The organism is Spirosoma oryzicola (assembly GCF_021233055.1).
Classification (GTDB): Bacteria; Bacteroidota; Bacteroidia; order Cytophagales; family Spirosomataceae; genus Spirosoma; species Spirosoma oryzicola.
This window is the reverse complement of sequence record NZ_CP089538.1, coordinates 532,409-558,843: the sequence shown is the minus strand read 5'-3', so window position 1 is coordinate 558,843 and position 26,435 is coordinate 532,409. Positions and strand designations below refer to the sequence as shown.

Below are 26,435 nucleotides of genomic sequence, written 5' to 3'. Positions count from 1 at the left end.
TAGTCTGGTCATGCTGTTGTTTTTTATGGCATTACCAAACCATCTGCTGGCGCAGGATTCATCAACGGGCACTCCTGACGCTGTCATCCCTGACAAACCGAATCCACCGCGTTTGGTGAACGACTTTGCGGGTATTCTGAGCGGTAGCGAGCGCAATCAGTTGGAGCAAAAACTCCGTGCCTACAACGATTCCACATCGACACAGATCACTGTTGTTATCGTAAAAACCACGGAGCCTTACCCTATCGGCGATTTTGCCTTTCAAGTCGGTAGAAAGTGGGGGGTTGGACAGCAGGGCAAGAACAACGGCTTAGTCCTTGCCTGGGCAACGCAGACGCGGAAAGTTTTTATTGCTACTGGCTACGGCCTCGAGGGAGCCATTCCCGACGCCATTGCCAAACGCATTATCAGCAACACCATTGTACCAGCATTCAAGCAGGAGCAGTACTATCAAGGCTTAGACAAGGCAACTACTGAAATTATTCAGCGTGCCAGTGGTGAGTACAAAGCGGATCCGAAAGACCAGTCAGATGGCGACGGAGCAGGTTTCCTGATCTGGGTTGTCATCATCTTCGTTATCATCTTCATCATCTCCCGGCGCAACCGAGGGGGAGGCAATGGAAGCAACCGGGGTGGAGGTTTCTTTCCGCCCGTCTTTTTCCCTACCTCGACGTATTCCGGCTGGGGCGGTTCACGCGGAGGTGGCTGGAGCGGTGGCGGTGGTGGCAGCGACTTTGGCGGCTTTGGCGGTGGGAGCTTCGGCGGTGGTGGCGCGGGTGGTGATTATTAAACGCCGTTACGACCGGAATTACGATTTTGGGTTAGTGGTGCCGCTAGATACGTTGCGCCAACTAAGGACGCCAATAGCAAAATACCAACGATCTCAAACGGGACGACGTATTCGGTCATCAGTTGCTTGCCAATAGTACCGACCGTTGTTTTCCAGCCGACTGGACGAGTCAAAAGCGAAAAATTAGCCCGCGCCAACAACGTATACAAAGCAACAAACAATCCACCTGCTACGCACAAAGCGAGCAACCAGGAGTACGTTCCGGCACGGTTCAAGGCAGGAATGCGGTTAGGCGACTGACTATCTGCGTTTGATGATGCGTTCTTTTGAGTAAGCATCACGCCGAAAATAACCAGCACCAGCACCCCGCCAACGTAGATCATGATTTGGGCCACTGCCAGAAAATCAGCGCTCGCCAGCACGAACAGTCCTGCCACACCAAGCAGCGTCAACAACAGGAAAAAGGCCGCATACAGTACGTTTCGGGTTAGTAACACGGCTAGTGCTCCGCCTATCGTCAGGGCAGCAAATCCATAAAAAGCGAGTTGAACCACAGATCTTCCGTTTGTCTAGTTATTCTGATGCCGTTTCGTCATCCGACGCCGGTTTTGGAGGAGCTACTTTGGGCTTCATCGTTGGCCGAAAAGTGGCTTTAGGCTTGGGCGCTTCCTCCGGCTGGGTTGCTGAGCTCTGGGCAACAGTACCTTCCGACGACGGCCCTTTTTCGGGTTCAGAAACCGGTGTACCCTTCGGCTTCATCGTCGGGCGAAAAACCGGTTTAGGCTTATCACTTTCCTCTTCTGGTTTTTCTGAGATTACGTTATCCGTTTCGCTGCTTTGTGGTTCAGCTGGCGTTGGCAGAGGTTCACTTGCCTTCGGCTTCATCGTTGGCCGAAAGGCGGGTTTTGGCTTAGGCTCTTCAATAGCTGCCTCTTCTGCATCCTGACCAATCGACTTTTCCGATGATACATCGTTCGCTGGTTCACTGGGAGGTGCAGCTACTTTTGGCTTCATGGTCGGCCTGAACCCACCCGCAGGCTTCGGCTTGGCATTCTCATCTTCGGATGCCGATGAGCTTTCCTTGCTTACGTTCTCAATAGCCTCTGTTTTTTCATCCTCACTACGGAGCGCAGGTTCGTCTATTTGAGCCGATTTCGGTTTCATGGTGGGCCGGAACGCCGGACGCGCTTTCGGCTCTGGTTTACTTTCTTCGTTGGTCAGCTGTGCTTCTGAATCCGCTGGTAGGTCGTTAGCGACCGGCTTAGGTGGCTTCATCGTTGGCCGAAAGGCCGGTTTCGGCGTGGGCGTTTCTTCCGCTGCTGAAGGATCAGGTTGCTCAGCTGGTTTTTCGTCAGCTGGTTTTGGCGGTTTCATCGTTGGCCGGAATCCACCTGGCGCTTTCGGTTTTGGTGGGGCTTCAGCAGGCTTCTCCCCTGTCACCAGTTCATTAGTAACATCGTCAGTTTTCGCTTCGTTTGGAACCTCAGTAGGCGGATTTGCTGTTTTTTTCGTTGGGCGGAATACAGGCCGTTTCGTCGTTTCCAGACCGCCCTGGGCAATCTGCTGCATTTCGTCCGGCGTAGCGTCCGTTAACGGGTGCTCAATAGATGAACCCTCCGAGTTGGCAGGTTCAGCAGGTGGCGGAGTTGCGGCTGGCTTGGCGGTGGGCCGGAATGCCGGTTTGGGCTTGGCAACAGGTGCGCTTTCAGCGGTTGGTTGGGCTGCGGCTTTGGCGGCTACCTGAGCGGCTTTCTGCTCTTCTTTTTCGCGAAGAAATTGCTCGTACAGGGATCGTTTTTCGTCCGCTTGTTCAGCCGTCAGGTTCGAGAACTCATACGTTAATTTTCCAAGCTCGAACTCGCTGTAGTCGAACTTTTTGTCCATCGTCAGACACTCAGTTGGACAAACGGCGGTGCACAGACCGCAATAGCAGCACTTAGCCATATCGATGTCGAACTTGGCCGCGTACAATCGAATTGGAGACCCATCAGAAGCCCGTCCGACTTCTTCTGTGGCTTTAATAGCGTCGATAGTAATGCAATCGACCGGGCATACTTTAGCGCATTTATCGCAAACGATGCAATCCTCAATTTCATTACGAAGCCGATAACGACCATTGTCAGGAATAGGAAGCTGCTCGTGCGGGTATTGAAGCGTGACCAGCCCATTTTGCTGATCAAAATAATTGGCGTCGGCAATTCCTTCGGGCGTCCGGCGATGCGTTGCATTGCGTATGTGTTGCAACGTCAGACTTAATCCCTTGAGTGTAGTCCGAATACCGGACTGTATATCGTCAAAGTAAGACATGGCAAAAGAGGACCGATTGATTGAATGCCGTTCGACTTTTCAATCGATCAGTGATTATATAGCGGGAAATCGGTCGGGTTCGCACTCACTCATCAGTGAGTACACCGTGTCGATCACATCATCAACGCTTGGCTTCGAAAAATAATCCCCGTCTGATCCATACGGTGGACGATGGGCCTTAGCCGAGATTGTTTTAGGAACGGAGTCCAGGTAGCGATAGGCATTTTGACCTTCTACTACCTGCTGCATCATGTACGCCGACGCACCACCGGGGACATCTTCGTCGGCGAAGATAACGCGATTTGTTTTTTTTATAGACTCAACAATGGAATGATGGACGTCAAACGGCAACAACGACTGAACATCGATAACCTCGACGCTTATACCCAGATCGGCCAGCTGGCTAGCGGCCTCCATAACAAATCGGCACATTGATCCATACGTGACAACCGTTACGTCTGAACCGCTCCGCAGTATTTCAGGCACCCCAAGCGGAACACAAAACTCGGCTAGGTTGTCGGGAAGCTTTTCTTTAAGCCGGTAGCCATTCAAGGATTCGATCAGCAAGGCCGGATCGTCTCCTTTGATCAGCGTATTGTAAAAGCCAGCAGCCTGGGTCATGTTACGCGGTACCAGTACGTGCAGCCCGCGCAAGCTACCGAGCATCGCACTCAGCGGTGATCCTGAATGCCATATTCCTTCCAGTCGATGGCCACGCGTCCGAATGATGACAGGCGCTTTTTGCCCACCTTTGGTACGGTAAAGCAACGTTGCCAGATCGTCGGTAAGCGTCGCTAACGCGTAATAGACATAGTCGAAGTACTGGATTTCAACGATCGGCCGCAAGCCCCGCATCGCCAGCCCAATGCCCTGTCCAATGATGGTTGTTTCACGAATACCCGTATCAGTAATTCGGATTTCGCCGTACTTTTCCTGCAAACCAGCAAACCCCTGGTTTACATCGCCAATCATACCCACGTCTTCTCCCAGCGCAACGACCCGAGCATCTCGGGCAAATAAGCTATCAAAATATCGCTGCATCAGCACATAGCCGTCTACCTGTACAGCGTCGTCGGCGTAATGCGCGGGCATAGCCTCTACCAGCATCGGCGATTCGGGCGAATGGCTATAAAGGTGTGAGTTGTACCGATCAGCATTCGCTTCGTTGGTTCGTTCCAGCCATGCTTTCAGCTTTTGCCGGGCAGTCCCTGGGTCGTTCCGAAGTATTCGCAACGCTTTCCGAACAGTGGAAACAGCATCTCGGCGCAAGGGATTGACCGTTGTACGTAATTCCTCCCGAAGTGCCATTAGCACAGCCGATTTTGAATTATGCCTTGCGGTCTGCTGAAGTAAAGCCAGCGCAGTCTCAAGATCTTCTCTCATCGACGCTTCGGATGCATGCCATGCATCAAGCCGAGCCTTCTTAGCGACTTGTTTGGATTCCGCTTCGATAGCTTCTAACTCATCGCTTGTGGCGTAGCCATTCTCGAGAATCCATTGGCGAAATATCCGGTTACAGTCTCGGTCCGCTTCCCAAGCAAGTCGTTCTTTCGACTTATAGCGTTCGTGCGAACCAGACGTCGAATGGCCCTGTGGCTGCGTGAGTTCTTGTACGTGAACCAGCACGGGCACATGTTCTTCCCGGCAGATACGAGCGGCTTGCTGATACGTTTCCAGCAACGCTGCGTAGTCCCAGCCTTTGACGGTAAAAATTTCGATTCCTTTTTCCTCTTGTCCCTCGCGTTGAAAACCGGCCAACGCCTTTGAGATACTCCCTTTCGTTGTCTGGTACTCAACGGGCACCGAAATACCATAGCCATCATCCCAGATCGACATCAGCAGTGGTACCTGTAAGACCCCGACGGCATTCATTGCCTCCCAGAACATGCCTTGTGACGTAGACGCATCGCCAATGGTAGCAAACACGATCTCGTTCCCGTTGTGAGAGAAGCTGGTCATCTCACGCAATGCTTCGTTGTTTCGAAAAAGCTTCGATGCATACGCTAGTCCAACCGCTCTCGGGATTTGCCCGGCTGTCGGTGATATGTCGCAGACAGAATTAAACAGTTCTGTTTGATTAAGCCACAGCCCCTGGTCATCGAGCCAGCGAGTAGCGTAGTGTCCATTCATGGACCGCCCCCCCGTATTAGGCTCGGCCACTAGATCGGTATGGGCATACAGCTGGGCAAAAAATTCCTGCCAGCTAAGTTCACCCAAAGCAGCTACGAACGTTTGGTCGCGGTAATACCCCGAACGAAAATCGCCCCGACGAAAAGCGCTGGCTGCTGCAATCTGCGCCAATTCTTTGCCATCGCCGAAGATTCCGAATTTCGCGCGTCCGCCCATAACGTCGCGCCGACCTAATAAACTTACCTGTCGGCTTTCGCAGGCCATTCGGTAATCAGATAGGATTTTTTCGCGAGTTAAAATATCAGTCGAGCGGAGTTGTTCGTTTGCTATCACAGCGGAGCTACGGGTTGAAAGCGTCCAACATTTAATTTCTCATAGGGTGCGAATGATACCCGCTTTCGAGCGTCATGCGAAAGTAAATTTAAGGCAAAACAACCCAGCTTTCAAAAAAACGATTTTTTCTGTTTCTTTGTTAGGTCAACAGCAGGCAGTTAGCATTTGGCAGACTCTTTGCTCTACAATCGATTTACTGAGTATACTAGTAAAACAACCAAACCATAATTCCGTTTAGTCCAATGAAAAAGTTTTTTTCACTTTTCGTAGCTTTATTTGTGTTTGTCGCAGTAGGCTACGCACAGAAGGGAGTCCTGAAGTTTGCTAAAGAGACTCACGACTTCGGTAAAGTTGAGCAAGGCAAGCCAGTAACGTACGTGTTCGAATTTAAGAACTCGGGTACTGATCCTATTGTCATCAATGATGCTACGGCTTCTTGCGGCTGCACCAAACCAAATTGGACGCGCGAACCAGTAATGCCGGGCAAAACGGGTACGGTATCAGCTACATTCAATGCTGCTGCGGCTGGTCCATTCAATAAATCGGTTACGGTAACAAGCAATGCCGAGGCCGGTCAAACTGTTCTTTACCTGAAAGGTGAAGTCGTTGCTCAAAAAGATGCTCAAACGGCGGCTAGCCCTGCTGCAGCTCCTGCTGGCAAAGACAAAAAGAAATCACGCTAACACGCTGAAGGGTTAATAGTGTGGTCACGAAAGGCATCTGGTTGTTTACCGGATGCTTTTTTTTGCTTCTTACTAGCGAGATACTCTTCTGCCACTACCAGCCATAATGCCCGTTTCCGCTGCCAATAAACCGTAGATTATCGGTTTATTGGCAGCGGAAACGGGCATCTTTCGCCAAAAGCGACTTACTAATTTTGCTTTGCAGCGGTCAAGGCAGTCAACCACGCTTTACAGGCCGCGGGCCAAGTATTCAACGAGCCAAATTTTGCCGTACGAAGTCCATATCCATGCCCACCAGTTGGATAAAGATGCATCTCGACAGGTATGTTATTTTTTAAACAGGCCAGATAATAGTTAATGCTGTTTTCAACGGGTACCGCTTTGTCGTCCTCCGAGTGAACAAGAAATGTCGGTGGCGTTTGATTGGAGACTTGTAGCTCGTTGGAATAGTACGCCAGCATCTCGGCGGATGTATTTAGCTTTCCCAATAATTTATCCCTTGAACCCGTATGGGCTTTCTCTCCCAAGGTTATCACGGGGTACATCAAAATCGCGAAGTTTGGTTTAGCCACTTCATTCGCTTTAGGGCCACGGTGGTAGTGCGTTGCCAGCGTAGAAGCTAGGTGCCCCCCCGCAGAGAAGCCCATAACCCCTATCTTGTTTGGATCAATATTGTATTTGGTTGCGTTTTGCCGAATCAGGGTCATTCCCTGCATGGCGTCCAGAAGCGGCACCTCCTGTTGATTGGTCATGATCGCTTCGTTGGGCAGCCGATATTTCAGTACAAAAGCCGTTATGCCCATCTCATTAAACCACTTGGCAATATCAACGCCTTCGTGGCCTGATGCAAGAATCGAATACCCGCCACCTGGGCAGATCATCACAGCAGTCCCCGTTGCGTTGTTCTTGGCGGGCAGGTAAGCCGTAAGCGTCGGTACGGATACGTTACTGATCCGCATGATTCCGTCATTCCCAGGATCTGATTTCTCTTCGATCTGTGCCCCAGCAATAGCATTGGGAATGGCTCCATCAGGCCATAACTTTATTACTTCCTGCGAATGGGCCGTTTGCGTTAGGAGCATGGTTAAAAGTGTAGTAGCGAATAGATTGCGCATATAAAGGCGTAAGGTTAGCAACAGGGCCGATGATAATTGCATGAAAAAGCCGACACTCAGGTCGGCTCTACTCATATTTCTGCCTCCGTTTCTTCCGCAGTGTCTGTACTTTTTGAATCACTTCGGAGAACATCGATGAGCTCTTTTACCCGATATACCGTTTTGTTGTATTTATTGCCTAGCATTATGATGACGTACTCATCTTTTGGACTAAACCAGAACATGGTGTTGTACCCTTTCCACCAGCCTGAATGGTAAATAAATTCAGGTTGATTATCGTCGCCGAGCATCATTCGGAAGCCGTAGCCGTAATTCTTTGCTCCTTTTTTCTCAAAACTCCGCGGCACAAAGGCTTCCTGCAATGTCTTTTTCTGTAAGACACAATCGCCATTGAGCGCTCGATACCATCGAAATAGATCGCCGATGGTTGAGTAAATACCTTTATCACCGACGACATCATCATAGTAATCTTTCGGTATTCGTCGGTTCCATTGATAACCTGCCGTTTTATGCTGATTGAACAACTCATTTTTTGTCGTCGCCACAAAGGTCTGATGCATTCCCAGCGGTTCGAAAATTGTAGCGTGTATGTACTCTTCGTAGCTTTTACCCGACACTTTTTCGATGATTGACGCCAGCACCATGTAATTGGTATTACTGTAGCTAAAACCACGACCAGGAATGTTGTAGGCTCTGGGAGTAGGCTTCACCGTGGCGAACCAATGCATAATGGTTGCATTGGACGGGTAAGGCTTTTCTTTTTTATAGAAATTAACCTTCATGCTATCATCGAAGGCATACTGATAGTTCGGCAACCCGCTTCGGTGGCTCAGCAATTCGCGAATCGTAATACCGTGATAAGGAAAATCAGGATAGAATTTTTGAATAGTATCTTCAAATTTCAACTTACCCAGCTCGATAAGCTTGAGTGTACCGACAGCCGTGAACGTTTTTGACAGCGATGCCAGTTGAAACTTTGAATCATCGACTAGTGTATCCCGTTGCCCCCGCTCGAAATGGCCCAAGCCGAAGCAATGCTTGTAAAGGACCATTCCCTTCTGTGCTACCAGAACGTTACCGTTTAGACCTTCACGTACTTTCTGCTGAAAGATGTGTTCAATCTGCTGAGCTTTCTGGTCAGCATGGATTTCCTGTCGAACAGCCGCTTGTTGTTCAGGTGTGAGAACCTGCTCGTCGGCACAGTTGCGCAATTCTTTTGCTGACTTATCTAACTGTTTTTGCGTGCTTTGCCCGCAAGAAAAAATAAGGTTTAGAAAGACTAATACGCTTATTACACTTACTATCCTGTTCATCCTCGCCATCCTACCCCTTACTTGACTAATCTCTGTACGCACAAAAATAAAAACCTTCGTCAAATGCCAAGGATAGGTTTGCCCAAAAAATAAAACTGAGTTTAAAAACTTATTCAGCGCACTTACCAACGATGGTTAGCCTTTTGAAAATCCGAACGCTTGTCTGCTCCGGAAGATAGCTTCTTGTTGGCTGGTTTCCGGCCTAAAAATCCAACTTTACGTATTCCCAGGTAAGCACCAACGCTTCTCGGCAACAATTCACCTACATCAGCAGCGACGGAAGCATTTATTGTAGAGCCGCCTAGAATGCCTATGGGAACGGCCAGCGATATTAATCCTGAAAACTGACGAGGCAAGCTAATGAATGGAATATCATACGTTCCAGCATTAATACTATAGGACAATCGCGTTGTCAAATCGATCTTATCGACTATCAGGGCACTAAGACCGACATGAAAGGCGCTAACCCGATTATTAGCAATAGCGGGACTAAATCTAGTCAAATTCGGGTTGACTTCAGCTCTTGATGTTAGAAAGGGGGTTCCTATTGTACGTCCGAAGTACGTCCATCCATCTACAAACTGGCTATGGTTAAAATAATTATCTCGACCTCTACGCTCCGGGTCATCAATAACAAATTCTGCCCCCCCCTGGCTACCAGTAAAAAGATACTCGAACGTAAACTGCCGGAGAAAAAAGGCAGACCCAGTTGGCTGATTCATGTTCTTAATACGAATACCGTTTAACCCATCCTGCAAGTTGGTGCCGTAAAACAGAGAGCCATCGTCGTATAAGAATTGCCGATAAGCATACACATTCCAGTTAGCCAGATCAACATCAGCGGCTATGTCGACAGAGCCCAAATGGTTACCGATTCGGTTATCTTCAAAGGATGTAAGATTACCATCATTGATAAAATCGTTTCCCTGTGTTCCAAGAACTACATTTGGATAATAGCGAATATTGGATGGTAACTTCCCATTGACAGCAATATTTGGTGGTAAGACGCCAGGATCTGCTTGCCCGGCCCAAATGACTTGGTGATTGAAACCTCCGTATAAACGAATCTTCCAGGATGGCTTTCCTAATCGTAGATACAGATATTTTTGATGTAAGTAAGAGCCCTTTATTAAACGATCTGAGTTTTCGAACCATCCGTGCGACCAAGCGCCCAGCACAGATACGACACCTTTTGTGAACGGGATTGATGTGAATGCAGGTAAACCGATCTGAATTTTGGGTATGGGAAGCGCATTTCCTGACCAAGCATAAGCTCCGGTGGTTAGCAGCGTATCAACTAACCCAATAATTTCTTTCCGGCGACCCGCATAAAGCTCAAAAGCGCCTACCCTCCCCTTAATATATGCTTCGGCCAAAAGTAATTGACTCGTTTGACCTGCGTTCGATACTACATTCAGGCCGTATCCCCAATCAGCTTTTGGCCGATGCCCCGTACTGTCCACGGATAAGTAATCGGCGCGGAGACTTACATTCAGGCGGAGCAAGGGCGTTTGTAAAGGGACTGTACCATATTGATTCGCTCTTAACCAGAATGGAGTATGATTAGAAGAAATCATTCCTCCTGCTTCTACATCATATTGGTTAATGCGTTGGCTATAAGAGGCAGATACAGGGAAAAGCAACAGCCATAGACAACAAAAGCAGCAAAGGACAAATCTCATAAAGTGAAGGAATAGATCAACTGCCCCGACTGGCACCAAGGTCATTTTCCACGGCCCTGCATCATTACCCGGACTGTTTGGGCGATAATCCACATATCAAACAAAAAAGACCGGCGTTCAGGATACAACAAGTCGTATCGCAACCGCTGTACCATTTCTTCAATATTAGCCGCATAACCAAATTTAATTTGGCCAATCGACGTGATACCTGGTTTGACTTTGAGTAAAGTTTTATATTCTGGAGCAACCTCGATGATTTGGTCAATAAAAAACTGACGTTCGGGGCGAGGGCCAACAACAGACATATCTCCTCGTAAAACATTATAGAACTGAGGTAATTCATCTAAGCGAGTCTGGCGCATAAACCATCCCCAAGGAGTGATTCGGCTATCTCGGTACCCTGCTGACAACACGGGACCGCCCTGCTCCGCATTGACATACATACTCCGAAACTTATAAATCAAGAAGGGCTTACCACCTCGTCCAATACGTTCCTGAGCATAAAAGACGGGTCCTTTTGACGTTACTCGCGTAATTAACGCTACTAAAAGAAAGAAGGGAGCCCCAAGTACGATGACTCCTAACGAAAAAGCAATATCGAATCCTCGCTTAAGTGTATTAACTTGGAAGTCAGCCAACATTTGCGAGGACAGATTTAGCACAGGCAGGAAATCATGGTATTCAACCGACGCGCCACGAGCTAGGAATCCTCGGAAATCGACCAGTAATTTAACCTGATAATCAACAGCTTCCGCATCATCTACAATTCCTTTCAGACGACTATTGTCAATATAGGGCATACAGCAGTATACACAGTCAATCTGATTAACACGAACATAATCAACCAGTTGATCGTAATTACCTTTCAATTGATCCGCAGTTTCGGGAGTAGGATCATCGAAATAACCTTTAAAATGAAATCCCATTTCGGGATGAGCCTCATAAAAACCTCGGATTGTAGTTGCTAGCTTTCCATATCCTACAATAATATACCGCCTATTATTATACCCTCTGGATCTGTATTCCTTCAAAAATAGTAACCCTCCTATTCGAAAAGCAATACCCAGAGTAGCAAACAATCCATATGTGATCGCAATATGTCCGCGCGAGTAGTAATAACCTTTAACAGCTACCCAATATATTGCAATGATGGCCACGTGTACAGCCATCAAAATAAGCATTTTTTTGATTAAATGATCCGCTTTGAATAGTTGCCGGGGAAATATGTAAGGCTTGGATACCAGAATTTCAGCTAACCAGATCAGATTAAAAACCCACCATAACGTCACATAGGGTGGTTCAAAAACAGGAGATATCGTTCCAAACTTTATTCCGTATGCTCCAACAAAGGCTACATTAAGACTCAAAAAATCAACAATAATGTGGAGCGGAAAGAGTAATATGGAATAGCGATGCCTCATAATCTACTTATTTACCGTGCAAGTCCATTACAACACTTACTCTCTGTTTAGACAACGAAGATAGTATTCAAGGTGTAGCAGCACTTCTTAAAATTATCCTACGGTTTATGTACTTTGCCTGCAATGTAGCAATTTTTATCCAATTTGTTAATATGTAACCGTACGTGTAGTAATAGATTAGATAGCGCATTATCGCGTTAACCAATTTTTCTTTAAACTAATATACCCCCCTACGCTGTTTTGATAAAACGTTCCGGCATCAACGGCAATACTTCCAGTAAGTTGGATGCCACCTAAAATTGCTACTGGAGCAATGAAACTAGCAAGACCAGAAAATTGGTCACGAATCGAGCGAAACGGATAATCGTATGTACCTAAATTGCGGCTGTAAGATAACTTTAATTGGTACGATATGGGTCCTTCAAATGCACTTCCCCTAATTGGTAAACTTCCAGCGATTCCTGTATGGAAAACATAGACTCGATTATTTGCTGTGAATGTGCCGTACGGATATTGATCTTGCGGTCCAAGCGCGGGTGCGATAAATGGCGTGCCGATTGTGTGTTTGCGGTAAGCCCAACCATCTCGGTATTGCTGATGATTAAAGTAATCATCTTTACCTCTTCGATCAGGATCGTCAATGACGAACTCAGGGCCACCCTGACTTGTCGTATTCAAGAACTCAAATAAAATGTCCCGAACTATAGCTCCTGGATCATTACGTCGAATTCGTATCCCATTCAGGCCGTCAGCAATGTTGATTAAGTAGAATAGTGACCCATCTTCATATATGTTCTGCCGATATAGGTAAAGTGTATGACGAACCAGATCTATCTCAGTAGCTATATCTACGGAGCCAAGATGGTTTCCCACTCGGTTTGTCAAGTCGAAGAACGTATATTGCTGTGTATCAGTACGGCCTGAATTTAATGTGCTAACCACATAGAAGTAATTCGTCAGACCACTTGGCAATTTTCCGCCAGCAGGAATCGTGCCCGGTATACCTGTTGTATCGGTTGCACGCCCACCCCAAACAGCTTGGTGGTTAATTCCTGCATACACCCGTATCACATCGCGCTCTCGCCCAAAACGTAGATACAATGATTTTTGATGTAGCATTGTGTTTTGGATATACCCTTTACCATCTAAGTAACCATGCGCAAACGTTCCCTGGACGGACACCCATCCTTTTGTAAAGCCAATGGGCGTAAAAACGGGAATAGCTATTTGTATCTTAGGGACAGGCATCGCATTACCCGACCAAGCATACGACCCTGTCGATAAAGTAGAGTCGGCTAAGCCGAATTTTTCGCGCTGCCGCCCGATATACGCTTCAAAAATTCCCCGCCTTACTTTAATATACGCTTCTGGCAGTAACACGTTTCGCTCGTAAGGCAATTGGCTCTGCGGAGTGTTTACAATGACGTTTAGACCATAAGCAAAATCATATTTTTTACTACGTTTACGCTCAGTGTCGTAACGGCTGGTGTCATAATCGCTGTAAATTCCAGCTCGATATGTCACTACAGGCGACTGATTCGGAACAACCCCGTATTGATTAGCTCTTAGCCAAAATGGTGTTTGGGTAGAGGAAGAAAAATAGGTTCCAACTTCAGCGGTGTACCGATTAGGCAAATGAATTGACTGTGCTTGCAAAGAAGAAGCAATGACGTAAACACCAAGTAGTAGAGAACCTGACTTTAAGCAATTAAGCATTGATTGTCGGGTAGAGTAGAAAATGAATTTGCAATTATAATGCCTTAAGTCCACGTTTATTGCAGCCCGCTTACTTTTTGAGGCTGCGTACGATAAAGACAATCGAAAAAAGAAAGACCTACACGCTGTGCAGGTCTTTCTTTTAAAGTTCATGCCTAAATAGTCAAGGCTATTTTTTTATAATGCGATTTGTTGCCTTTTGCTGATTGGCTTCTACGATAGGAATGTATACGCCAGCATCTAAGTTAGACGGTTTCCATTCTACATGATGTTTGCCCGCTGATTGGCTCTCATCTTTCACTAGTTGACCAACAACTTTACCCTGAGCGTCTATAACCCATAGATTCACGTTACCGTCGGCTGGTAGATAATATTCAATCCGTGTAGAATGCTCAAAAGGGCTGGGGTAAGCATCTAACTTTAACGCAACATCCCCTTCAACGCTTACGGGTCGGATATCGGCAGTAAATGTACTGCCGGTCTTCGCTTCAAATCCTGCTAGCAATATAACAGATCGCCCCGCCTTATAATCAACCACGCTAGCTGTTCCTACAGTGTTTGTGGCTTCAATCGTTTCGACTGCCTGCTGTGTATATTTTCCACCCCGTTCATAACTAAGCTGAATACGAAGATTTTTAGGAGGGACCTGCGCGAAGCTATTCAATGCCAGACCGCAACTTACTACTATGGTTAGTAATTTCATGTTATTTACGAGTCTTGGTTTGCATTCTATTGATACGGTTTTCCAGTCGGCTGCTTTTCTGTTTCAACGCGTCATTTTGCTTTTTCAACTCAATAACGTACAAAGTCAACTCTTCCACTTTCTCAAGAAGCTTGGCCTGCATCTGACCCACGTCCACTCCTTCCTTGACCACCTCCTCGGCAGACGGAACACCTGGCAAGTGCTTCTCCCGGTTGATGAAGGCCTCAACCTCTTTCAAACCACGCAACCTGTAACCCCTCTCGAACACCCGGTCCGACCAGTCGTTAGTGCTCTTCACCGCTACCTTCACTTTCTCCGTCAACACGCCATCGGCCACATACAACCGGTAGCCAGCGGGTGTATTGCTCACGCCGGGCCCAATGACTACACCACCAGCATTGGTGTTCACCAGATTGTCACCTTCCGACTTCCAAGAGCCAGCGCCTTCCGCCCCCTCCCGCAACGGGCTACTGGTAGTGCTGCCAAGCACTACGTCGCCCTGGTCATTGACGGTTAGAAACTTGGTCTGGCCTACGTAAGCAGCTTGGCTGGAACGAGTCAGGTTAGTAAAGCGCAACCCGCTGTTGCCCGCAGTGCCCTGAGTGATCTCCAGCTTGGCGCTGGGTGTTGATGTGCCGATGCCAACGTTTACATTGTTGCCTAACACCATGCTGTTGCTCGCACTGACAACCGCGTTTGCCCCGATAGCGGTCGCGTTGACCAAGTTGGTGGGGTTGTTGTTGCCCGCCTTAGCGCCGAAGCCGATGAAGACGTTGTCAGTACCCGTCTGGTTGTTGAGCCCCGCATACTGGCCGATGGCCGTGTTGCGCTGACCCGTGGTGTTGTGCAGGGCCGACCCGTCGCCGATGGCCGTATTGCCCCCACCGGTTGAGGTGTTGCTGCCCGAGCTGTTGCCCATGAACAGGTTGTAGTTGCCGCTGGTGTTGTTGATACCAGCCTGCTGTCCCAGGAACAGGTTGCCTAGCCCCGTGGTGTTGTTGGACCCCGCCAAGAGACCCAGAAACACGTTGTAGCCCCCCGACTGGTTGTTGCGTCCGGCACCAAAGCCCAGGAAGGTATTGCCCGTACCCGTATTATTAATACCGGCATTTGCTCCTACAAATGTGTTCGAAGAGGCATCCCCATTCGTAGAACCAGATAACGATCCCAAAAATGTATTTCCACTGCCAGTGATGTTACCGCTTCCAGCATCTGCACCCAAAAACGTATTGTCATTGCCAACCGTGTTCGAATATCCCGCACCTGATCCGACAAAAGCGTTATTATTACCTTGTGAGTTAAAATAGCCTGTTCGTTGCCCTGTGAATACATTGTTATATCCTACGCTATTCGAATATCCGGCTTCGCTACCCAAAAATGTATTGTTGTTACCTGTGGTATTATTAAGACCTGAGCTATACCCTAGAAATGAGTTTTTCTGACCAGACGTATTTTTTGCTCCAGATGATGCACCTAGAAACGCGTTTTGCGTTCCTGCCATATTTTGAATGCCAGTACCACGACCAATAAAAAGATTACTGGCTCCACTCATATTTAGATTGCCCGCCCCAACACCCACTAGTGTGTTGTCAGAACCTGGAGTGGCAGATGATGGGCTCGTTGATACATAGTTTGTTTGAGCATACCCCCAAGAAACTACCATGAACGGTGAGATAACAAAGAAAAATAAATTTCTTTTCATAGTTAATATAAGCTTATTTCCTGTTCTATTTTTCTAATTGGAAAAGTACATGTCAAATTTAGGTTATAGCACATACTTGTTAAAATTCAGATCAAAAATCTTTGATAAAAGGACTAATGTTTGTCAAAAGAGGCTTTATTTTTTTTCTGGACTACTGAATTAAGCTGCTTCTTTAATTGATTTATTTCACGCTGCTGTTTCTGACTAATTTTAGCAAGCCTGATATTATACAAAGTCAACTCTTCCACTTTCTCAAGAAGCTTGGCCTGCATCTGACCCACGTCCACTCCTTCCTTGACCACCTCCTCGGCAGACGGAACACCTGGCAAGTGCTTCTCCCGGTTGATGAAGGCCTCAACCTCTTTCAAACCACGCAACCTGTAACCCCTCTCGAACACCCGGTCCGACCAGTCGTTAGTGCTCTTCACCGCTACCTTCACTTTCTCCGTCAACACGCCATCGGCCACATACAACCGGTAGCCAGCGGGTGTATTGCTCACGCCGGGCCCAATGACTACACCACCAGCATTGGTGTTCACCAGATTGTCACCTTCCGACTTCCAAGAGCCAGCGCCTTCCGCCCCCTCCCGCAACGGGCTACTGGTAGTGCTGCCAAGCACTACGTCGCCCTGGTCATTGACGGTTAGAAACTTGGTCTGGCCTACGTAAGCAGCTTGGCTGGAACGAGTCAGGTTAGTAAAGCGCAACCCGCTGTTGCCCGCAGTGCCCTGAGTGATCTCCAGCTTGGCGCTGGGTGTTGATGTGCCGATGCCAACGTTTACATTGTTGCCTAACACCATGCTGTTGCTCGCACTGACAACCGCGTTTGCCCCGATAGCGGTCGCGTTGACCAAGTTGGTGGGGTTGTTGTTGCCCGCCTTAGCGCCGAAGCCGATGAAGACGTTGTCAGTACCCGTCTGGTTGTTGAGCCCCGCATACTGGCCGATGGCCGTGTTGCGCTGACCCGTGGTGTTGTGCAGGGCCGACCCGTCGCCGATGGCCGTATTGCCCCCACCGGTTGAGGTGTTGCTGCCCGAGCTGTTGCCCATGAACAGGTTGTAGTTGCCGCTGGTGTTGTTGATACCAGCCTGCTGTCCCAGGAACAGGTTGCCTAGCCCCGTGGTGTTGTTGGACCCCGCCAAGAGACCCAGAAACACGTTGTAGCCCCCCGACTGGTTGTTGCGTCCGGCACCAAAGCCCAGGAAGGTATTGCCCGTACCCGTATTAGCTTGACCGGCTTGGTAACCAAGATATGTATTTGATGCTCCCCCATTAGTAACGTTGGTATTCAACCCAACAAATAGAGTAACATTGTTGGCATCGGTCCTCAGGTTTAATGGTTGAGAATCAGGCGTGGTGATTTGCTGAGACCAAACCCTAGCCGATACAAATAGGGCGGCCATGATCGACAGAGTAAATTTTGTTATCATTGTTTATCCTAACAGTTAAATACAGTCTTATACCTTTTCAAAAGCTTATTTACCCACTAAACTATGATATTTGTTCAGGATTATAAGTGTATAGCCATAAGTTAGTATGTGTGAACATTGCTAACTAGCTTTTTTTTACTTACTTTTTTATCAGATACCGCTTTTGAAACTCCTAGAATCTCGTGTATATGCTGAACCTGAACAGATAGTTGCTTGTAAGCCGTTTTACTTTCTTCAAGCTGAGCCTTTAATTGTTCGACTTCGCTATGAAGATCTTTAACAGCTTGTACTAATGGTACAACAAACGTAGAATATCCTAAAGTGTAATATTTCCCACCTTCTTCCTGACGTACTCCTTCGAAATTATAGCCTATCTCTTTAGCGACTATTTCGACATCCTGAGCTAAAAACCCGCTGTGAAGTATTGTATCTTTTTGAACATGTGCTAAAGGGTAACCTAGTATTTTAGCTTCTTTGCTTTTATTTATGTAGTAAGTAACGGGTTTTAATCGAGTAATAAAACTTAGACCTGGTACATTGGCAGTTACATCATCTTTTATCCTCTTGTCAGATAAGGTTGAAATGCTTTGAACGTTGCATCGCAAAGAGCTTATATTTGCATCGCCTAACACGATTGTGTTGCTACTATTTACTATTGAGCGAGCTCCTATTGCTGTAGAATTACTGACGTTAGCGCCCACTGACGAAAGCGCCCCAATCGCTGTTGATAGCCCATTAGCACTGCTATTTATCGTTACATCAGCTCCAATCGCTATTGAGTATATAGCATTCGGCACAGCTGCAGCTCCAATCGCTATAGCATGATGCACTGACCCATTACCACTGGAAGGACCTGCATTGAAGCCAAGGCTAGAATTCAAGTACCCAGTTACATTGTTTTGCAGAGCATAGTTACCTACTCCTACATTATTATAGCCAGTTGTGTTAGAAAATAGAGCAAGAGCTCCTGCCGCGGTGTTTGAGTAACCAGTTGTTGTATTGTATTGCGCCGACGCACCTAATGCAGTGTTATCATAACTGGTAGTAGCTTCATTCATGGCATCAGCTCCTAAAGCTGTATTTGAGAAGCCACTGGTATTGTTACGCAGAGCACTTTGACCTACCGCCGTATTTTCTCTTCCATCGACATTACCGATAAGAGCGTCGTGGCCTACACCTGTGTTTGCTGTACCAGATGTATTAGTAGTCAACGCTCCAGCTCCTACAGCAGTATTTGCAATACCAGTAGTATTGTTCCGTAACGTGTAACTACCAACTGCCGTGTTATACGTTCCTGTCGTATTAGGATTAATGGAAAAAAACCCTAGACCTAAATTAAAAAGAATATGATCTATCCGACCTGCAGGCTGGTTGAAAACTTTAAAAGTTATAGGGACATTATCCGGCGTACCAAAGTAATTAACTTTATCAACGGTCCCAGCATTTCCTGTCAAACTCCATGCTCCGCCACTATTAGAGGATCCCCCCGTAGTCCAGACAGGTGAGGAAGCTGTACCACTATTTACTTCTATCTGGTTAGTAGTTGTATTAAATATCAACAATCCAGTCGCTGGGCTTTGTATCTGATTACGTTGTTGAGTAGTAAGTTTTGGAGTTACCAACCCTCTATACTGATTCCCTGTTGGATAAGGTCCCGACCTAACATCTAGGGATGCAGACCCATCTATTGCTCCTGATGGTGTTCCCACAAGCACTTGTGCACTGATTTCGCTTGCTAGTGCTATGCATAATACGATATATATAGCTCTATGAACCTTGGTAAACGAATTTTTCATGTTGTCAAGTGATTAAATAGGTAGTGAAATAAGCTAACTTTCGAATAAGCCCCCTTATTTACATCATAAGTGACTTAAAAACAGCGGTTTAACTTATAAATGTATAGTATTTTGCGACATTTAAGTACAAATTAAAGCAAAAAACAATACTACCAAACAAACAAACATATTTTTTTAGTAACAAAATGATTCTAAGCGAGTAATTATTTACTGTGAGCCAATCTTGCCATTTCTGTAGAGCACTACCATAAAGCATATTTAATAACTATCCCATATGATAAAATTTTTGCTGCTAGCGACTACTTCGTATCTGATGCTCGTATACAAAAACGAGGTTCCAAGTAGCTGTTTGATGAAATCAAGAGAAACAATTACTTTTCTCGAACAAGTTGTCCGGTCCAGTAACATCAAAAATCAACGTACAACTGCTGCTTCCCAACCTAAACATCTAACGTTGAGATATTTTGGGGCAAAAGGCGATGGAAAAACTGACGACACACAAGCGATTGTGAAAGCTTTAAACTCATCATTTCCTATCATATATGCAGAAAAAACAGAAGCTTTTTACAAGGTTTCTACACTAATTATTGTTAATAATATATCAAAAAAGAAATTAATAGCAACTGGTGCTAAAATCCTTAACAGTGACCTCACAAAAGCGACATTTCTTTTCCAAAACTGCAAAAATTTAAACATAGAAGGTGGTGAATATGGATATACAGAAATGCCAACAAAGAATGGGGGAAATAGCCAACATGTTTTTCAGTTTGAAAGCTGTCAGTTAGTAACTGTCAACAAAGTACATATACTGAATTCACCAGAAATGGGTGTAGCAATTACAAACAGTAATAATGTAACTATAAGAAATAGTGTGATTGAGCATACGTTTCGTGATGGCACGTATTCCCATTATTCAGCTAATATTAAATATCTAAACAACATATATAAAGAAATTAAAGATGATGCAATGTCTTTTCATGATTATGGCATTGCATCGCAAAAAAAAACCTTACTTAAATATGGCTATAAACAAGCCACAAATCTAACGGCAACTAACAATACAATCGAAAATGTATATCAAGGGTTCGGCTCAATTGGGTCATCAAATATTAAGGTCATTGGTAACCGTATAAAAAACACTGTCATTGCCGGTATAGCCGTTTTCAATTCCAAAGAACTGTACCCTGGTAGCACATCAACCGTAACTAACGCACAGATTTTAAACAATAGAATTGAAAATTCGTGCAGCACGGTTACGATAAACAATTCATCTTATGATAATAACGGGCAAGCCTCTACAGGAAGAGCCGCTATTTTTATAGGTTCACTTGGCTCCAATAATCAGGTTAACGCTGGGGAAAGTAAGCGTTTAAAGAATATAATAATTAAAGGCAACAAAATCATCAGCAGTAAAGCAAATGGTTTTTGGGGAAATCGTGTCGATCAACTTCAATTTCTAAGTAACACCTTCTTAAACTGTAGCGGTCCAGTACCATCACAGAGTCTATCCGGTGATGTGATCGAGATAGGTAACGTAACTCGCTTATACTGCGAAAACAACTCAGTGATCGACAATAGGGCTAAAATTATGCACCAGCACGCTTATGCACTAAACAATGTATCCGGCGAGATCCGAAGTTGGAATATAAAAGGTACAGCAGTAAGTGAGAAACTTTTGACAAACACACCATCACTACGTTTTGCACAAAAGAAGAAACCATAATTAGTGAAAAACCTTTGACATAATATACACACGAGCAAAACTAATTTCAAGCTAATACAGATACGTATAGTATCGATCAGAAATAACTTTGTAGAGTACGTACAGTAACATAGACATACAAATCCTCGGTTACGAACTAAGCATAGCCATTTAATTATTATTGTTAGTTTACATTTACCCTTTTCAGCAACGATAATGCAATAATTTCCTAATCTGTATCAGTTTATAAAATTAACATAAATTAGGAAGCATGAAGCAGCCACACCCCTTTCCTTAATGTAATTATCTACACTAAAACATGCATAATGAGGAGCAAAAAAAAGATTTTATAACAATTTGAAAAGGTGAATTTCATTTCAGACGCAAGCAAAAACTAATTTATAGCTATATAAATTAGTTTAAGTGCATGTGCTATTTATAAGAATTAAATGATGACAAGCAGATTATTTTATACAATTTTAAACCAGTGTATGATTTGGGTATACTTACCAGAAAAAATGATATTGACTACCAAGCGAAACTTCTATTCTTATCCACATTTTAAAAAATGAGAGAATAACAAAGGCTATTTTGTTTGCTTAGGGGTAGGCTTTATTTTTAGAATTATTGAATTTATTGACTGTATCTTCGCAACTAAGAAACATCGTATCGAGTTTTATTCTAAAACAAAGATTGTATCCACTTTTTTCAATCGTTTATAATTATATTTTAACTTATAAAAGTTAAAATAACAGCTAAAACAGATAGTTTTACAATAATGAATTTGCCAGCATAAGTATGGTTTAGGCTCCATACGTGTTAAATACTTTAGAAAGGATATACCGAAAACTGCACTTTCAATATATACAATATAATTATCAATTAGCAAAATTGGTAGAAGCGTACTTTATTACTGTTGGGCTACATTACGAATTATACAGTATATTTAGGCACTCAAATTGACAATCAGTGTCTTCTAGCCGCCTTTTACATATAAAATTTTATTCTTACAATTGATTTGACATAATTGTTATTTTATGAAGAGAGTGAGTGTTTGCATGGCTTCTTACAACGGCGAAGCACATATAAAAAACCAGCTATTAAGTATTTTGCCACAACTCAGCACAGAAGATGAGATAATTATATCAGATGATAATTCTCTTGATAAGACATTGTATATTGTATCTCAACTTAAAGATGATAGAATAAAAATTGTTTACAACATAAGTACTCCTGGTCCAGTAGGTAATTTTCAGAACTCTTTGAGGCACGCAACAGGTGATTATATAATACTTGCAGACCAAGACGATCTTTGGCTGGATAATAAAGTTAAAGTTATTAAAGAATTATTGAATACTCACGATTTGATATTGTCTGATTGTCAAGTTGTAAACGAAAAAGGTCAAATATTGCATTCATCCTTTTTCAAGTACAGAAACAGTAGATCAGGGTTTTGGCTCAACCTATACAAAAACTCCTACATAGGATGCTGCATGGCTTTTCGAAGAGAGGTTTTAGCATATGCCTTGCCTATTCCTACGCAAGTACATATGCATGACTGGTGGATTGGACTATTAGTTGAAATAAAGGGTAAAGTTTGTTTCTACCCTCAGCCGCTTATAAGCTATGTAAGACATGGAAGCAACGCTTCCCCTACTGGTGAAAGTAGTGATTATAGCCTCATACAGAGGTTAAGAAACAGATTTTTTCTACTATTACACGTCATTAGACGGCTGAGTTCTAATTTTTCATCGTAACACTGTTACTCATTATGGTATCCGTTATCATACCCACTTATAATGCTGCCGTATATTTACCGATGTTATTCGAGCAACTCAAATCACAGACCTTGCCACATGAATTAATTATAATAGATTCAGGCTCCACAGACAACACTCGGGAAATAATCGTCAATGAAGAAGGTATTACACTGATAAAAATAGATAAGACTGAGTTCAATCACGGAGCAACACGTAATCTTGGATTAAGTATAGCGAGGTCAGAGATAGCCATTTTTTTGACGCAGGATGCATTACCTGTCTCTCCTAATACGCTCGAAAATTTAATTTCTATGCTAACTAGCAGTACAGATATAGCAATGGCATATGGAAGACAATTACCGTATCCAGATACAAAAATATTTGGTCGTTTTGCTCGTCTTACTAATTATCCTCCAACTAGCATCGTAAAGACTAAAGACTTGATTCCGCAGATGGGTATCAAAACTTGCTCATGTTCTAATTCTTTTGCTGCCTATTACAAAAAGGATTTACAGTTAATAGGAGGATTTCCTACAAATACTATTTTAGGTGAAGATGTGTCAGCCGCAGCTCGGTTTATCTTACAAGGAAAAGGAGTTGCTTATTGTGCAGAAGCAGAAGTATTACATTCCCACGACTATAGCATCCTAGAGGAGTTTAAACGCTATTTCGACATTGGTGTATTCCATAATGAACAGCGAAATGTTTTACGAGAATTTTCCAATGCAGAATCTGAGGGCTTGAAATATGTGATTCAAGAATGGCAATACCTGAAAGATAATGGCCATACAGGATTAATTCCGTCACAAATATTTCGTACAATTGCTAAATACGCGGGATACCGCCTAGGAAATTGGGAGGAGCACTTGCCAATTGCTTTAAAGAGGAAAATCAGTATGCATAGATCATTCTGGAAATAGGCTAAAAACGATTTACTGGAACTATAAAAATAGCTATCAAGCTATAAGAAATGTGTACTAATGAGCTAAAAATTTTATCTTTTTCCTTAAAAAAACTAAATTTATCGTTTTTAGATTAGAAAAAGTAACTTTTACTTTTTCTAATCTACTTAGCAAAATGGGAAATATTAGCTGAACACTTAAACCAGAGAAGTTTATCATATTCTCAAAAATGTTGAAAATGGAAATTACACATAGTATCGCTACAGATGTTATAAAATATTTACTGTCTGTTGGGAATAATTTTATGTATGAAAAAACTATGGCAGTATAAAATAAGAATACAATTATTGGTCCATACCAACCCATGCGAATAAAAGGCTCAAAGTATATAGACCCAACGGTTAATGTTGGATGGATAGAGTAATCTAATCTATTTTTCCCTTCCAGATCTTCATCAATTGGTACTATTCTTTTAGATATGAAATCTGGTAATAACTCCCATGTTACAAATGTTAGAACATCATATTTATGTTTAACGCTTGTTATAGTAGCATTTTGAAAATTAGCAAACGGAGAGGATGCATATATATAGAACCAATAATATTCATTTGGAATAAAGCCATCGGTAAAATCATCGCTAACTTTTGTAACTTTTAAAAGCGCTGTTGAGTCTCCATTAAAAGACCTTGCGTTACCAAGAAATCCAAATCCATAAAAAAAGATACAAGCACCAATAAATAGTATTAATAGCCTTTTCACAACAACTCTACCAATAGACAATAAATATATTATCAGACAGGCGGTCAAAGTCATAATTAAGGCCCCTCTGTTCACAATTAAGATATTAGGTATCAACAGTAAGAATAATAAAATTAATAGTTTATTATTCCTGTTGCTAATATACTGGTGGTATATATATACCGTATAAAAACTAGTGAATGTATGTAACAACACATGGAAAGTAGGAATACCAAAATCCATATATGCGATATCATTACCCTTGAATAAAAGATATACAGGAATACCCCCATTGTATATAAATTCTAAAATATATCCTAACAATATAAAGACTATGATCTTCCAGTTTGCTTCGTCTATGCCAATAGTTTTGAATTTTATCCTATTACCCACACGCCTTCCCGCTATAATTGCTATAAGAAAAGAAGTCAAAAGGAATATCACAATTTCAACTGTCAAAGCTGGGTATAGCTCTGACCAACCCCAAGAATATATCAATAGTGACAATCCAAAGCTAAAAATGTAGCAGAAAAATGGATTAGCTATAATTTTTGTTCTCATTTCGAAAGTATATATCTGTTGAAAAAAACTTTTAAGAAATTCAATTTCTTAAACCTATAACTCATCAGAACACTTCGCAATCCAACCATCACTCCGTTCACAATATAAGCTCCTATACTTTCGTAACTCGCACTAGCAGCCCGAGCCCCCTGGCAGTAATAATCAAACCTTTTTATTGCAAATGTATAGTTTGTGTAATCAGAACTAGATAACTCATGCTGTAAATCGCAATCAACTACGAAAAACTTTTTATACTTAGCCTTTATTCTGTTGAAAAAGACAAAGTCACTAAAATAGAGCCAGACATGCTCATCGTAACCACCAACCTCTTGATAAGAGGACACATTAATTAACAAGCCACTATTAATAACATTTTTACTTTTTAAGTTATGTACGCCAGAATTTATAGATACTAATGGTGAACCTCTATACAGCGCAAAATGACAGGGAGAAATTAGTAAACCATTATAGTAAACTTTTGGCGCGAAAATAGGAACACTAGCGCCTGCTTTCAAAGCATTTATATACTGTTCCAATGCATTAATAGGTAATATTGTATCTTGATCTAAAACAAAGAGCCATTGTTTTCCTTTTACACCAGCGAACTCTGCTGCCTTGTTATAAGAAGCACTTATCCCCGGGTTTGCAGAATCGTGTAAGTAGAAAAGGTTAAAATAATTATTACTATATGTAATTATATCTAAGGAATTCGGACTATTATCACAAATCAGAACATCTACTTTTTCACCAATCGATAAAAACTCAACTGCATTTCTTATTGTGTTAAAAGAATTAGATCTACTTATATCTTCTTTATATATAACTATCACAAATAAAATATCGGCTAAAATCTCTGAATACGAAAGAGAACAATAACTCTCTTTTATTTTCAACTCTTCCATATTCATTATTTAAATAAGTAATTTCTGATTTTTTTTTGACTGTAATATAGCCATAGGCTAAATGATAATGTTTTCCGCAGAAAAATATTAGTTACGTGTTTAGACCTTATAAGATTAGTCTCCTCAAGTGACTTATCTAAATGACTACTTGCCCCTCCTTCTTTGCATATTGCTATTACTACTGGTATTTCTCTAACAGGTAATTTGTTTTTGTGTACAATTAGGTTAAGTTCGTAATCAGATAGTATTTTCTGACTAGTGTCATATCGAAAGTCTTTAAAAAGTTTTCGGTTATAAAAAGCTCCTTGATGATGTACTGTATTTTGTAAGAACGTTCGTAGATTAAGAAAAGATCTAACCAATCGTCCATTGTCAAAGAGTATATTTCCGAAAATCATGCTATCATCATTCGACAGGTAAGGAACGATTTTTTCTAACACATTATTTTCTAAAGTATCATCTGCCCCTAAAAAATACAGCCAATTGCCGTTCGCTCTGTTGATTCCTTTATTCATAGCATCATAAATACCATTATCAGGCTCGCTAACCCAGCCTGTTAACTCTTTTTCGTATTTACGTATTATATCTATTGATCCATCGGTGCTATTACCATCAATGATCCAATACTCATATAAACCTTTCTTCTGTTGAAGAACACTTATAATAGTGGCCTCTAGTGTTGACTGAGTGTTATAAACTACTGTTATAATTGTAAAATGTGGTCTACTCACGATGTTGGATTTAAGAGC

20 protein-coding genes are annotated in these 26,435 nt (G+C 43.4%); 5 read left to right on the top strand and 15 right to left on the bottom strand.

Translation table 11 applies throughout. The features are described 5' to 3' along the window. Positions 1-10 precede the first annotated feature (10 nt). Positions 11-790, top strand: coding sequence for a TPM domain-containing protein (locus LQ777_RS02265; RefSeq protein WP_425276939.1), 780 nt, complete (start codon positions 11-13; stop codon positions 788-790). Here LQ777_RS02265 and LQ777_RS02260 read toward each other — a convergent pair. From LQ777_RS02260 to LQ777_RS02250, 3 genes are read right to left on the bottom strand one after another with little or no spacing between them, the layout of a single operon-like run. Further along, the gene (locus tag LQ777_RS02260) at positions 787-1,344 is read right to left on the bottom strand and encodes an NADH-quinone oxidoreductase subunit J family protein (protein WP_232560896.1); all 558 of its coding nucleotides are present in this window, start codon (positions 1,342-1,344) and stop codon (positions 787-789) included. The two genes, LQ777_RS02265 and LQ777_RS02260, sit on opposite strands and share 4 nt — an antisense overlap. 19 nt (positions 1,345-1,363) lie before the next feature. Continuing rightward, positions 1,364-3,097: a 4Fe-4S dicluster domain-containing protein gene (locus tag LQ777_RS02255; RefSeq protein ID WP_232560895.1), complete on the bottom strand. Its 1,734-nt coding sequence runs from the start codon at positions 3,095-3,097 to the stop codon at positions 1,364-1,366. Positions 3,098-3,151: 54 nt separating this feature from the next. Then, positions 3,152-5,560: an alpha-ketoacid dehydrogenase subunit alpha/beta gene (locus tag LQ777_RS02250; RefSeq protein WP_232560894.1), complete on the bottom strand. Its 2,409-nt coding sequence runs from the start codon at positions 5,558-5,560 to the stop codon at positions 3,152-3,154. Between the two features lie 242 nt (positions 5,561-5,802). Between LQ777_RS02250 and LQ777_RS02245 the strand changes: the two genes are divergently transcribed. Then, complete coding sequence (locus tag LQ777_RS02245; RefSeq protein WP_232560893.1) at positions 5,803-6,243, top strand: DUF1573 domain-containing protein; 441 nt, start codon at positions 5,803-5,805, stop codon at positions 6,241-6,243. A gap of 188 nt (positions 6,244-6,431) precedes the next feature. Here LQ777_RS02245 and LQ777_RS02240 read toward each other — a convergent pair whose 3' ends face one another. The 9 genes from LQ777_RS02240 to LQ777_RS02200 all read right to left on the bottom strand — a co-directional run bounded on the left by LQ777_RS02240 (position 6,432) and on the right by LQ777_RS02200 (position 19,121). Continuing rightward, positions 6,432-7,325, bottom strand: a complete 894-nt coding sequence (locus tag LQ777_RS02240; protein ID WP_232560892.1) for an alpha/beta hydrolase — start codon at positions 7,323-7,325, stop codon at positions 6,432-6,434. Between the two features lie 104 nt (positions 7,326-7,429). Further along, positions 7,430-8,569, bottom strand: coding sequence for a serine hydrolase domain-containing protein (locus tag LQ777_RS02235; protein ID WP_232560891.1), 1,140 nt, complete (start codon positions 8,567-8,569; stop codon positions 7,430-7,432). Positions 8,570-8,793: 224 nt separating this feature from the next. Further along, positions 8,794-10,353, bottom strand: coding sequence for a capsule assembly Wzi family protein (locus LQ777_RS02230; protein WP_232560890.1), 1,560 nt, complete (start codon positions 10,351-10,353; stop codon positions 8,794-8,796). A 41-nt stretch (positions 10,354-10,394) separates the two neighbouring features. Further along, positions 10,395-11,774, bottom strand: coding sequence for a sugar transferase (locus LQ777_RS02225; RefSeq protein ID WP_232560889.1), 1,380 nt, complete (start codon positions 11,772-11,774; stop codon positions 10,395-10,397). Between the two features lie 189 nt (positions 11,775-11,963). Continuing rightward, positions 11,964-13,490: a capsule assembly Wzi family protein gene (locus LQ777_RS02220; RefSeq protein ID WP_232560888.1), complete on the bottom strand. Its 1,527-nt coding sequence runs from the start codon at positions 13,488-13,490 to the stop codon at positions 11,964-11,966. Positions 13,491-13,659: 169 nt separating this feature from the next. Then, complete coding sequence (locus LQ777_RS02215) at positions 13,660-14,193, bottom strand: T9SS type A sorting domain-containing protein (protein ID WP_232560887.1); 534 nt, start codon at positions 14,191-14,193, stop codon at positions 13,660-13,662. Position 14,194: 1 nt separating this feature from the next. Continuing rightward, on the bottom strand, positions 14,195-15,895 hold the full coding sequence (locus LQ777_RS02210; protein ID WP_232560886.1) for a TMF family protein: 1,701 nt from the start codon (positions 15,893-15,895) through the stop codon (positions 14,195-14,197). A 113-nt stretch (positions 15,896-16,008) separates the two neighbouring features. Then, positions 16,009-17,325 carry a hypothetical protein gene (locus tag LQ777_RS02205; RefSeq protein WP_232560885.1) on the bottom strand — a complete coding sequence of 439 codons (1,317 nt, stop codon included), beginning with the start codon at positions 17,323-17,325 and terminating at the stop codon, positions 16,009-16,011. Between the two features lie 101 nt (positions 17,326-17,426). Next, the gene (locus LQ777_RS02200; protein ID WP_232560884.1) at positions 17,427-19,121 is read right to left on the bottom strand and encodes a tail fiber domain-containing protein; all 1,695 of its coding nucleotides are present in this window, start codon (positions 19,119-19,121) and stop codon (positions 17,427-17,429) included. Positions 19,122-19,473: 352 nt separating this feature from the next. On the opposite strand from LQ777_RS02200, the gene LQ777_RS02195 reads away from it, so the two are divergent. From LQ777_RS02195 to LQ777_RS02185, 3 genes are all read left to right on the top strand, one after another. Next, positions 19,474-20,844, top strand: coding sequence for a right-handed parallel beta-helix repeat-containing protein (locus LQ777_RS02195; protein ID WP_232560883.1), 1,371 nt, complete (start codon positions 19,474-19,476; stop codon positions 20,842-20,844). 1,037 nt (positions 20,845-21,881) lie between these two features. After that, on the top strand, positions 21,882-22,580 hold the full coding sequence (locus tag LQ777_RS02190) for a glycosyltransferase family 2 protein (RefSeq protein WP_232560882.1): 699 nt from the start codon (positions 21,882-21,884) through the stop codon (positions 22,578-22,580). A 14-nt stretch (positions 22,581-22,594) separates the two neighbouring features. Then, entirely contained in the window at positions 22,595-23,503 is a 909-nt protein-coding gene (locus LQ777_RS02185; protein ID WP_232560881.1) for a glycosyltransferase family 2 protein, read from the top strand. Positions 23,504-23,560: 57 nt separating this feature from the next. Here LQ777_RS02185 and LQ777_RS02180 read toward each other — a convergent pair whose 3' ends face one another. Genes LQ777_RS02180 through LQ777_RS02170 form a run of 3 tightly spaced genes read right to left on the bottom strand, consistent with a single transcriptional unit; the run spans position 23,561 to position 26,417 of the window. After that, positions 23,561-24,784 carry a hypothetical protein gene (locus LQ777_RS02180; protein ID WP_232560880.1) on the bottom strand — a complete coding sequence of 408 codons (1,224 nt, stop codon included), beginning with the start codon at positions 24,782-24,784 and terminating at the stop codon, positions 23,561-23,563. Next, entirely contained in the window at positions 24,781-25,692 is a 912-nt protein-coding gene (locus LQ777_RS02175) for a glycosyltransferase (protein WP_232560879.1), read from the bottom strand. Before LQ777_RS02175 ends, LQ777_RS02180 begins: the two co-directional genes overlap by 4 nt. Then, positions 25,692-26,417 carry a glycosyltransferase family 2 protein gene (locus tag LQ777_RS02170; RefSeq protein WP_232560878.1) on the bottom strand — a complete coding sequence of 242 codons (726 nt, stop codon included), beginning with the start codon at positions 26,415-26,417 and terminating at the stop codon, positions 25,692-25,694. The genes LQ777_RS02175 and LQ777_RS02170 overlap by 1 nt, the downstream gene beginning before the upstream one ends. Positions 26,418-26,435 lie beyond the last annotated feature (18 nt).

What these genes read in the sequence shown, in the direction of transcription:
- LQ777_RS02265 (WP_425276939.1), top strand. Translation starts at nt 11, where the DNA reads ATGCTGTTGTTTTTTATGGCATTACCAAACCATCTGCTGGCGCAGGAT.
- LQ777_RS02255 (WP_232560895.1), bottom strand. Translation starts at nt 3,097, where the DNA reads ATGTCTTACTTTGACGATATACAGTCCGGTATTCGGACTACACTCAAG.
- LQ777_RS02245 (WP_232560893.1), top strand. Translation starts at nt 5,803, where the DNA reads ATGAAAAAGTTTTTTTCACTTTTCGTAGCTTTATTTGTGTTTGTCGCA.
- LQ777_RS02240 (WP_232560892.1), bottom strand. Translation starts at nt 7,325, where the DNA reads ATGCTCCTAACGCAAACGGCCCATTCGCAGGAAGTAATAAAGTTATGG.
- LQ777_RS02230 (WP_232560890.1), bottom strand. Translation starts at nt 10,353, where the DNA reads ATGAGATTTGTCCTTTGCTGCTTTTGTTGTCTATGGCTGTTGCTTTTC.
- LQ777_RS02225 (WP_232560889.1), bottom strand. Translation starts at nt 11,774, where the DNA reads ATGAGGCATCGCTATTCCATATTACTCTTTCCGCTCCACATTATTGTT.
- LQ777_RS02220 (WP_232560888.1), bottom strand. Translation starts at nt 13,490, where the DNA reads ATGCTTAATTGCTTAAAGTCAGGTTCTCTACTACTTGGTGTTTACGTC.
- LQ777_RS02215 (WP_232560887.1), bottom strand. Translation starts at nt 14,193, where the DNA reads ATGAAATTACTAACCATAGTAGTAAGTTGCGGTCTGGCATTGAATAGC.
- LQ777_RS02210 (WP_232560886.1), bottom strand. Translation starts at nt 15,895, where the DNA reads ATGAAAAGAAATTTATTTTTCTTTGTTATCTCACCGTTCATGGTAGTT.
- LQ777_RS02205 (WP_232560885.1), bottom strand. Translation starts at nt 17,325, where the DNA reads ATGATAACAAAATTTACTCTGTCGATCATGGCCGCCCTATTTGTATCG.
- LQ777_RS02200 (WP_232560884.1), bottom strand. Translation starts at nt 19,121, where the DNA reads ATGAAAAATTCGTTTACCAAGGTTCATAGAGCTATATATATCGTATTA.
- LQ777_RS02195 (WP_232560883.1), top strand. Translation starts at nt 19,474, where the DNA reads ATGAAATCAAGAGAAACAATTACTTTTCTCGAACAAGTTGTCCGGTCC.
- LQ777_RS02190 (WP_232560882.1), top strand. Translation starts at nt 21,882, where the DNA reads ATGGCTTCTTACAACGGCGAAGCACATATAAAAAACCAGCTATTAAGT.
- LQ777_RS02185 (WP_232560881.1), top strand. Translation starts at nt 22,595, where the DNA reads ATGGTATCCGTTATCATACCCACTTATAATGCTGCCGTATATTTACCG.
- LQ777_RS02180 (WP_232560880.1), bottom strand. Translation starts at nt 24,784, where the DNA reads ATGAGAACAAAAATTATAGCTAATCCATTTTTCTGCTACATTTTTAGC.
- LQ777_RS02175 (WP_232560879.1), bottom strand. Translation starts at nt 25,692, where the DNA reads ATGAATATGGAAGAGTTGAAAATAAAAGAGAGTTATTGTTCTCTTTCG.